We start from the raw sequence: 9,084 nt of genomic DNA, 5'->3' as shown, positions 1-9,084 counted from the left end.
GGTCCCGATCGCGTGGGTGGGGGTGTTCCGGACGTCCAGCTGGTGGAAGACGTCATCCTTCTGATGCTGGGGACGTCGATTCGTCCCGGCGAGGCGCTCGCGCTGCGGCGGGAGGACGTGATCTTCGTGGAGGGGCGGATGAAGATCAAAGTGGTCGGGACGGTGTCGACCACCAAGAAGTTCGGGACCGTCCGCAAGGACACGCTGAAGCGAGAGCGGCAGAAGCGAACGATCACCGTGCCGTCCTTCACTGCAGAGGTGCTGAGGCGTCGGCTGGCGTCGTACGTGGACAACCCCGACGGGCTCCTCTTCCCGACCCGGAGGGGCACGCCACGTCAGACGAACAACATCAATCGTCTCCTGCGAGCATTCCGGGCGACGTATGCAGAGGAGCTGATCGAGGTCGGCATCGTGCCTGAACACCTCACCGCGCGCCTACTGCGCAAGGCGGCGGCGACGACCATCGCCAACGCTGCCGATCCGAAACTCGCCCAGCTACTGCTTGGACACGCAGACGTGCGCACGACGATCGCGCACTACATCAAGCCGAACGACGAGGTGCCCGATGTGACAGCGGAGATGTTGGACGCGCGCTACCACTTCGGGAGCGATTCAGTCGGCCCCGGTCGCGGAGCCTGAGTCGCCCACGTGGGCGGCCGCGTTGTCAGCGACGGGACGTGTCCGCGGTGGAGGGGCGGCGGGGCCCGGGCGCAAGGTCCGTGCTGACGAGATCCTGTTGCTGCTCGAAGAGGTGGGCGCGGAGCTCGCCTGCGTCCGCGCCGAGGCTGATGTCTATGTCGGAGGTGGCGCGGCGATCGCTCTCCAATTCGGGAATGAGGCGCGGGAAGCGGGGAGTTCGGAGCCCTCCCACGGTCCCGCTCGGTGGGGGACTCAGATCGGTGTGACGCGGAACCGGAGGGAGCGCCCGGTCAGCACAGACCCTGCCGGCCAGTGTCGACCCGTTCGGTGCAGGGGGTGCCTCGACGCGAGGAACTCCCAGGGTCAACGGTCGGGCGCAGATGGGCGGCGTGGGTTGGGGTTGGTCGAATCGGTCTCTGGGGATCGTTGGAGTGCGCGGTAGACGGTCGTCCTGCTGACTCCGAGGACAGCGCCGATCTGGGCGACAGTCATCTCCCGTTGTTCGTAGAGTCGCTTCGCAGAGCGGACTTGATCAGCGCTGAGGCTTGAGGGGCGGCCACCGGTGCGCCCGCGCGCCCGGGCTGCGGCAAGACCCGCGTTGGTACGTTCTCTGATGAGATCGCGTTCGAACTCCGCGAGCGCAGCGAACACATGGAAGACAAGCCGACCGCCGGGCGTGGTGGTGTCGATGGTCTCTTGCAGCGATCGGAACCCGATTTCGCGAGCGTCGAGATCGTTGAGTTGGTCGATGAGGTGGCGGATCGATCGGCCGAGTCGGTCGAGCCGCCATACGACGATGGTGTCGCCCGGGCGGACCTGGTCGAGCAGCCGGTCGAGTTCGGGGCGCTTCTGGATCGACCCGGAGACGGTGTCGACGAAGACTCGATAGCACCCTGCTGCCTTCAGTGCGTCGACCTGCAGCGACGCGTCCTGGTCGGTCGTCGACACGCGCGCGTAGCCGAGAAGGTGGCCCATCCGTCGAATGTATCGAATCTCGTGGACGGTCCGACTTTCCGGAGCATAGATTTCGGCACTGGGTTTCGTTACACAATCCCCAAGTCGTCGGCCCCATCGGCGGGGCAGCATCCGTGTTGTTGCGAAAACGGTCGTTTCTGGAGCCGCCTCTATCCACCCGCACTGGACTGCCGAGAGAGGCATCCAAAGAAGCGCCCCGCCTGGACCCGCTCCCACGGGGGAGAAGCGACCCCGTCAGGAAGGACGACGTCCGTGAACTCGGAGGGCACGCGAAGCCCTCAGCACGTGCGGAGCCGGGACGCGTGGACGGCCTGGTGAGTGCGATAGGGAGGCTTGCCATGAGCGCCACGGTTCGGCGAAGGCGGATGCTGCGGACCGTGCGATTGTCGGCAGAGAGTTTTGTAACCGATCGGTCCGAGCCGGAAACATAGGCTACGTGGGTCTCGACCGTGCGAATTCGAGCGCTTCGCGTGTACTTGGTACCAGCGTGGTGCGTGCCTTCGATGACCTGTTTCGTGCGTACCACTCGCTGATCTTGACAGCGGCGTTCAATCGCCTCAACGATCTCGGCGATGCCGAGGATGTAACCGCCGAGGTATTCTCCGCAGCGTGGCGTCACCGAGGTGAGCACGAGTTGGTGTTCACGCTGCGGTGGTTGTACGCGACACTGCGAAACGTCGTCGGCAACGAATACCGGCGACGCGCGAGGACTGCAAGGCGCTACCAGCGCCTTGCCGCAGAAGCGACCGAGTCAACAGTGCTTGCTGTGGACGATGAGGCGATCATGCTGCGGCAGATTGTATCGAGGCTGCGTCCGGAGGATCGCGAACTGATTTGGATGGCGTATTGGGAGGAACTGACTCGCGAGGAGATGGCGGAGGTCCTCGGCTGCAGTGTCGGCGCAGTGAAGGTGCGGCTGCTGCGAGCTCGAGAACGACTGAAATCGCTCCTGGAGACACGTGAGCCGGTCGGCGACGAGAGGGGTGTGCCGTGAACGACGATGAACTCACCAGTCGACTACGCGCTGCCCGGCCGCAAACCGCGAGACGAGGGGACGCCCTAGAGCCTCGGTACGAGACCCTGCTGAAGCGCATCATGGCCGAGCCCGATGCTGACGACATGAGCGGCTCCCGTCGCATATCCGCGTGGCGTGGGCGGCCGATCTGGCTCGTCGCCGCCTCAGTACTGCTGGTCATGGTGTTCGGGGCGCTCGGTTCGATCGCGCTGCTGCAGCCATCGCCCGCGGTGGCCGCGACACCCAGGCTCCTCACCCCGGAACCGGTCGACGGGACTTCGAAAGAGAACTTGATGAGAATCAGCGACGCGGCACGCGAGCCCGAACCGGAAGAGGGCGGGCCGATCCGGTTCCAAACGTGGGCGCTGTCGTTCGATCCGGAAGCCGCGACACCACCGCAGTTCATCGTGCCGGAGGAGCACGAGATCGAGCACCTTCCTGACGGAGGGGTCAAGGTGACGGTGCGGGCGGGAGTGCCGTACGACGCGTCAGGTCAGCCTGTTGCGGAACCCACCCCGACACCTGGAACCGTGCTGTGGTCCGATGTGCAATCACACGGTGACGCCGTCAGGATCTTCGGGCCCGCGCCCACCGAGGTGGCCGACATGGCGGGCTTCTTCGATGAGAGCGGCACGGTCCCCGCCCGAACCAGCGGCGAGTATTTCTCAGCGGTCCGATTGCTGCTCTCCGAGCAGAATCTGTCCAACGAGCAGCGGGCTGCCCTGATCGAATTCCTGGCCACCCTCCCGGACGTCGACGTCGACGGGACCGTCACCGACCGGCTCGGACGTGACGGGGTGGCGTTCAGCACTGAGTCTCGTTCTCCAGGTGAGTACCGCGACACGCTCGTGCTCAGCCCGACCGGGGGCATTCTCTCCTACGAAGTGACCTACACGGGCTCCTCGCGCACGGATATCCAGGCTCCGGCGGTCATCGAGTACATCGCCTGGGAATAGCAAAGGAACCACTTGATGAACAAGATCCGGCCGATTCTCGTCACGGTCGTCCTCGCCGCGCTGGCCTTCTCCGCTCCGACAGCGGCACACGCCACGAGCGATTCCCTGCAGGACCGCATCGACCAGGTACTCGAGGACTACCCGGGCGGCACACAGACCGGGTCCCGTGAGATCAGCTGGAACGACGGCGAGATCATCCTTACCCTCGCGGAGGGCGCTTCCCTGTTCGCGGTGGGATCATGCAGTACGGGTAGCTTCTGCGCATACAGCGGGACCTCCCTGTCCGGGGCGCGGATCTCGTTCACCAACTGCACCGGCACGAACTCCGTCGCACCGTTGGGCAGTCCTGTGCGCAGCTTCGCCAACGCCCGCTCTTCCGGCACTGTCGGCGCCTTCAATGGCGGCACCGTCGTCGACTCAACCGCGGCCGGAACATACAAGAACACGACCGCAACCATCACCCGGCTCGGCTGCTGACCCGACATCGGGCGTAACTGACACGACTCGCTCGCCAACGAGAATGAGGAGTCACGACGAAGGCGACCGGCCGGCTCGAACCGTTTCTCGCTCGTCGGAACCGAGGCTCGCCGACATGGCATACGCCTCCCTCGTCGACGACGGCATTCCCCCGATAGGCGGGACCGCAGTCCCGCGCCCTGCCGGACGGCGTCCCGACATGGCGGAGCAGTGAGCCGACCGTCCAAGTCTCGCGATGGCGGTCGCCCTGCTCAAGCTCATCACGCAGCAGTACCTGGGCTGAGATCCACGGGCGGGCGGGCGGCTGCGGCGGCCGCCCCTTCAGCGCCGCAAGAGTCCATCTACCGGAGCCTGCCGTAACCGGTGCGCCGTCGCTGGAAACAAGGAGACGAAGCCGCGTTGGAGCGGTGCGAGCGAACGAACGAAAGGCAAGACCGTCATGAAGAAGTTGACATTCAAGTCGCGGCCGCCGGTGATGAAGAAGCGGATGACCGCGATCGCCGGCGCGATCGTGGTCACGGTGGGGCTGATCGCGGGCCCGGCGGTCGCAGCGAACGCCGACGCGAGTGCGACGTACACGTACAGCTCGGTGCTGCGCGCGTCGTCCTACTGGAACGCGTCGACGGACACCATGTCGACAACCGATCACTACAACGACGGTTGGGGCTCCCGCATCAAGTGGAACCTGGAGGGCAACACGACGAACAGTCAGCTGGACAACATCAAGGGCGCCGGCCAGACCGAGTCCCAGGGTCTGTGGGTCCTGCCCTCGTGGAGGTTCCGAGTGCAGGCCTGCTCGATCAACAACGGTACGCAAGTTGGCTGTGGGGGCTGGTCGGGCTTCTCCGGCGTGTGACCACCGCGTGGGGTCGGCCGAGCCGTCTTCTCGGACGGCCGGCCCCACCTCGTCTCTCGCTGACCCTCTCCAAGATTGTTCACCATCATGAAACCAACCGCGTCGTCTCTCGCCCTGCTCACTGTCGTGGTGACCCTTGCCGGGTGCACAAGTTCTCCCAGCGCCGAGAACTGGAGAACCCCGGAGGTGCCGAATGAACTCTCGTCCGCGCTGTCGATGGGATCATTGCCGTTCGAGTCGTACGAGACGAGTTCCGCTGAACGCCAACAACTGCAAGTGGGAACCGCCTCTCTCCTTGGGCGATGCCTGTCCGAGTACGACATTTCGGCGACATTCGCGGGCGACTACATCCAGCAGGTGAGCACCGAGCCGGGCAGCCCGTTGATATTCCAGTGGGGCGGTCGGTTGGGAACGCTGACGCTTGATCAAGCCAGCCAGTTCGGTTATGCCGCACCTCCCGGCGGAGAGTGGGTGAACGGCAGCGGCATCTACCTCTCCAGTCCCGGCAATCTGTTCCCGATCCCGCCCGAAGATGCGACCCAGGCCGCACAGCTCGCCGCAGCGCTGTACGGGCCTGACCAGGCAGCCGGCGTAGGAGAAGGCGGGGCACAGGTGGAGTTGTCCCCGGAGCTGGTGCCTCGTGATCAGTCAGGCCAGGCGCCGCCGAAGGGAGGCTGCTACGGCGTGGTTGAAGACGAGATCGGTATTCCGCTCCTGGACTTGCGTGACATCGAGTCAGACACTTACGGGCTGACGTTCAACCATGATGCGGTGAAGAACGTCGCCGGTCTCTGGTCCGAGTGCATGAAGGACGAGGGATACGACTATGCACGCTTCGAAGAAGCGCCGGAGGCGAACGCCGGCGCCATCAACGACGAAACGATCGCCGCTGCGACCGCCGACGTCGCTTGCACCGCCTCCAGTCGCTGGCCGGACACCTTCTACTTCGTCCTCGGCGACTACCAACAGCAAGCCATCGACAAGCAACCCGAACTATTCCAGTCCGCACTGGACGCAGAACGGCAACGCCTCGAGAAGATCAACACGCTGATCGGAGAATAGGTGGATAGCCGCAGACCCCCCAAGAGTCGGGGAGCATCGCAAACCGCCGCCGGCCGCGTTGCTTCGCTCGTGCTGACCACCGCGGTCATCTCCGCAGTAATCGCTTTCGCTGCGGGGTTCTTCGTTCGCTCGCCCGCCCAAGTCGCCGCGGACACCGCGCCCCCGCCACGATCCCTGCTGACAACACCCGTCATCGAAGGCACGCTGGAGGACCCATTGCTGCTGCCTGGAGCTGTCGGGCTGGGCAACGTCATCGAACTCACCCCAGCGGGGTCATCCGGTGTCGTGACCGGCAGCCCGCTCGTTGTCGGGCAACAGTTCAATGCCGGCGGCGTCCTCGCTGAGGTCAATGATCGACCGGTCATCTACCTGCAGGGAGCGATCCCGCTCCTGCGCGATCTCCAGCCGGGAGATAGAGGGGAAGACGTGGCGCGCCTGCAGGAATCACTGGCGCCATGGGGAGCGCCCGACCCGGATGGAGTGTGGGGCGCTGGAACGACCAGCGCGCTGCGCGCCCTGTACAGAGCCGCTGGCTACGCTCCACCGGAGGGGAATGTCGCCCGTGGCACGGAACTCGTCTTCGCGGCGGCGCTCGGCGGAACCGTTCTGAGCGTCAAGAGCGCCCTGGGTGCGACGGTCTCGAGTCCGTTGATTCGAGCGACCACCTCGGCGCCTACAGTCACCGCCTCCGTCACCGATGCCACATCACAGCTCCTCCGCGTTGGTCAACGCGTAATGATCGCCGGCGCCAGCATCGGAGGGACCAGAGAAGGGACCATCACGGCGGTCGGCGGGCTAGCGACAGGTGAGGATGGCATCAGTCGCGCCACGGTGACGGTTCAGCCGGACGCCGACCTCCCTCCGGGCTCTATCGACGGTCGCGTAGAGCTTTCGGTGTCGTTGGACGACAACCCCGCAAGCGGACTGCTCGTGCCCTTGGCCGCAATCCACTCGGACGCGTCGGGTGGAAACTACCTGATCGTCGAGCGCAACGAATCCACCAAGCACGTTGAGGTGATCGTCCGGGACACCGGCGCGGGGCAGGCGCTTGTTCAATCGCTCGACGGCGATCTCACAGTGGATGACGTTGTCGTCGTGGGGGGCAAATGACCGCTGTCGTCGAACTGCAGGACGTGTCCCGGTTATACCCGGGACCGCCCGCAGTGCACGCCCTCACTTCGTGCTCGCTGCGCATCGAGGAAGGAGACTTCGTTACCGTTGTCGGCCCGTCAGGATCGGGGAAATCCACCCTGCTGAACATCCTCGGTCTGCTCGATCAGCCTTCAAGCGGGCGATACCTGATCCGGGGTGAGGATGTCACCGCGCTACCGGAGGCACAGCGAGCTCGAGTGCGTGGAGACCAGCTCGGATTCGTGTTTCAGTCGTTTCACCTCCTGGAGCAGCGCAGCTGCCTGGAGAACGTGATGCTGGCTGACCTCTATAGCGGGGTGCCCGAGCGGGAATCCCGCGAACGCGCACTCACGGCACTGCAGGCCGTCGGTCTCGGTGCGTTGGTTGCTCGCATGCCCACGGAGCTTTCCGGCGGGCAACAACAGCGCGTGGCAATTGCACGGGCGTTGGCCTCCGATCCTGCTGTCCTACTCTGTGATGAACCCACCGGCAACCTCGACAGCGGTACAGCGGCTACCATCCTGGCGCTCTTCGACGAGCTGAATGCCGCTGGCCGGACTGTGGTCATGATCACGCATGACGCGGACGTGGCGCGTCACGGGAATCGCACGCTCCACATGTTGGACGGCAATGTCACCGAGACGGCACGACCGTGAGTACTGACGCCCGGCCGTCGCGTCGCCGATTGCTCAACGAGGCAATGGCGGGAGTGATTCAGCGATCGTCTCGTTCAACCATGACCATCGTCGGCATCGCAATCGGCGTTGCGTCATTCGTTGCAGTACTCGGCGTCACGGCAAGCGCGAACGGACAGATCAGTGATGAGTTCCTGAGCGTGGAAGCGACGCAGATCACGGTGACGCCCGCCGGGGGGCCCGGCAGCTCCGGTCCGCTGTTCGAAGGTGCTGCCGACGAAGCTGTCGAGCGCATCGACGGGGTTACGGCAGCTGGGCGCTGGTGGACGGTGCCGAACGTGATCATCGGGGCGAACTCACCCGCCATCGACCGTGCACCTTCCCAACCCACACTGATTGCCGCGACGCCCGGCTACCTTGCTCTGGTGGGGGCACAACTCTCCAGCGGCAGAACCTTCGACCAGTTTCATGCGGACCAGCCCGTGGCCGTCGTCGGGGACAGGATCGCGAACTCCCTTGGCATCGTGGATGTCGATGACCAACCGGTCATCGTCATCAACGACATTCGCGTGACCGTCATCGGCATCATCTCGGACACCGTGGGCTCAAGCGCAGCTCTCACCAGCGTGGTGATTCCTGCGGAGTTCGCCCGAGAGCATTTCGCGCCCCCTGGCCAGCGAGAAACGATGATCGTGGGAACAGACGCGGGTGCGTCCGAGGTCGTGGCAGACCAGTTGCCGTTCGCGTTGAACCCCCGTGATCTGACGGCGGTTCGGATCGTCCCGCCACCCAAACCGACTGTCGTGAAGGATCGGGTCAACGGTTCGACCCAGACCCTGTTCTTCGCGCTGGCCGGCATCTGTGTACTCGTCAGCGGGGTCGGTATCGCGAACGTCTCGCTGCTCGGAGTGATTGCACGGACACGCGAAATCGCACTTCGGCGGTCCCTGGGTGCTCTGCCAACGCACATCGCCACCCAGTTTCTGACCGAGTCCGCGACCCGCGGGCTCCTAGGCGGGCTGATCGGCACCGCGTTAGCATTGGTCACGGTCACGGTCATTGCTGTCAGCCAGCAGTGGACAGCAATTATTGAGCCCTGGTCGCTCGCGGTGGGGCCGTTGATGGGCATCGCGATCGGTTCCCTTGCGGGGCTCTACCCGGCGGTCAGAGCCACTCGCATCGAACCTATAGAAGCGTTCCGTCAGTGAGAGTCCGTGTAGCGGCTCGACTGCGCGAACCGGGTTTTCTCGTCCGCGCAACGGTGCCTGCGGCGTCCCCGTTGGGGTGCGTCCTCGCACAGCACTCTTGCTGTGTCGACGGGTAGGGCAGTCGGCCACC

General features: G+C 64.9%; 10 protein-coding genes. 9 read left to right on the top strand and 1 reads right to left on the bottom strand.

Annotated features, from left to right (window positions below):
* The coding region (locus tag JNB61_RS16135; protein ID WP_220340292.1) for a tyrosine-type recombinase/integrase at nucleotides 1–639 on the top strand (639 nt) is incomplete at its 5' end.
* A 363-nt stretch (nucleotides 640–1,002) separates the two neighbouring features.
* Here JNB61_RS16135 and JNB61_RS16130 read toward each other — a convergent pair.
* Complete coding sequence (locus tag JNB61_RS16130; RefSeq protein ID WP_220340291.1) at nucleotides 1,003–1,614, bottom strand: recombinase family protein; 612 nt, start codon at nucleotides 1,612–1,614, stop codon at nucleotides 1,003–1,005.
* Between the two features lie 436 nt (nucleotides 1,615–2,050).
* Here JNB61_RS16130 and JNB61_RS16125 point away from each other — a divergent pair, with 436 nt between their 5' ends.
* From JNB61_RS16125 to JNB61_RS16090, 8 genes are all read left to right on the top strand, one after another.
* Nucleotides 2,051–2,608, top strand: coding sequence for an RNA polymerase sigma factor (locus JNB61_RS16125; protein ID WP_220340290.1), 558 nt, complete (start codon nucleotides 2,051–2,053; stop codon nucleotides 2,606–2,608).
* Nucleotides 2,605–3,585: a hypothetical protein gene (locus JNB61_RS16120; protein ID WP_220340289.1), complete on the top strand. Its 981-nt coding sequence runs from the start codon at nucleotides 2,605–2,607 to the stop codon at nucleotides 3,583–3,585. The genes JNB61_RS16125 and JNB61_RS16120 overlap by 4 nt, the downstream gene beginning before the upstream one ends.
* 15 nt (nucleotides 3,586–3,600) lie before the next feature.
* Nucleotides 3,601–4,062 carry a hypothetical protein gene (locus tag JNB61_RS16115; RefSeq protein WP_220340287.1) on the top strand — a complete coding sequence of 154 codons (462 nt, stop codon included), beginning with the start codon at nucleotides 3,601–3,603 and terminating at the stop codon, nucleotides 4,060–4,062.
* A gap of 439 nt (nucleotides 4,063–4,501) precedes the next feature.
* Nucleotides 4,502–4,918 (top strand): hypothetical protein, encoded by a 417-nt coding sequence (locus tag JNB61_RS16110; protein WP_220340285.1) that lies wholly within the window; start codon nucleotides 4,502–4,504, stop codon nucleotides 4,916–4,918.
* 75 nt (nucleotides 4,919–4,993) lie between these two features.
* Entirely contained in the window at nucleotides 4,994–5,980 is a 987-nt protein-coding gene (locus tag JNB61_RS16105) for a hypothetical protein (protein ID WP_220340284.1), read from the top strand.
* A gap of 69 nt (nucleotides 5,981–6,049) precedes the next feature.
* Nucleotides 6,050–7,090 (top strand): hypothetical protein, encoded by a 1,041-nt coding sequence (locus tag JNB61_RS16100; protein ID WP_220340282.1) that lies wholly within the window; start codon nucleotides 6,050–6,052, stop codon nucleotides 7,088–7,090.
* Nucleotides 7,087–7,767 carry an ABC transporter ATP-binding protein gene (locus tag JNB61_RS16095; protein ID WP_220340280.1) on the top strand — a complete coding sequence of 227 codons (681 nt, stop codon included), beginning with the start codon at nucleotides 7,087–7,089 and terminating at the stop codon, nucleotides 7,765–7,767. The genes JNB61_RS16100 and JNB61_RS16095 overlap by 4 nt, the downstream gene beginning before the upstream one ends.
* An 80-nt stretch (nucleotides 7,768–7,847) precedes the next feature.
* Nucleotides 7,848–8,954: an ABC transporter permease gene (locus JNB61_RS16090; protein WP_220340279.1), complete on the top strand. Its 1,107-nt coding sequence runs from the start codon at nucleotides 7,848–7,850 to the stop codon at nucleotides 8,952–8,954.
* Nucleotides 8,955–9,084 lie beyond the last annotated feature (130 nt).

Origin of the sequence: Microbacterium ureisolvens, from assembly GCF_019511645.1 — a bacterium.
Taxonomy (GTDB): domain Bacteria; phylum Actinomycetota; class Actinomycetes; order Actinomycetales; family Microbacteriaceae; genus Microbacterium; species Microbacterium ureisolvens_A.
Note: the sequence above shows the minus strand (reverse complement) of the source record. Positions and strands in the feature narration are given on the sequence as shown.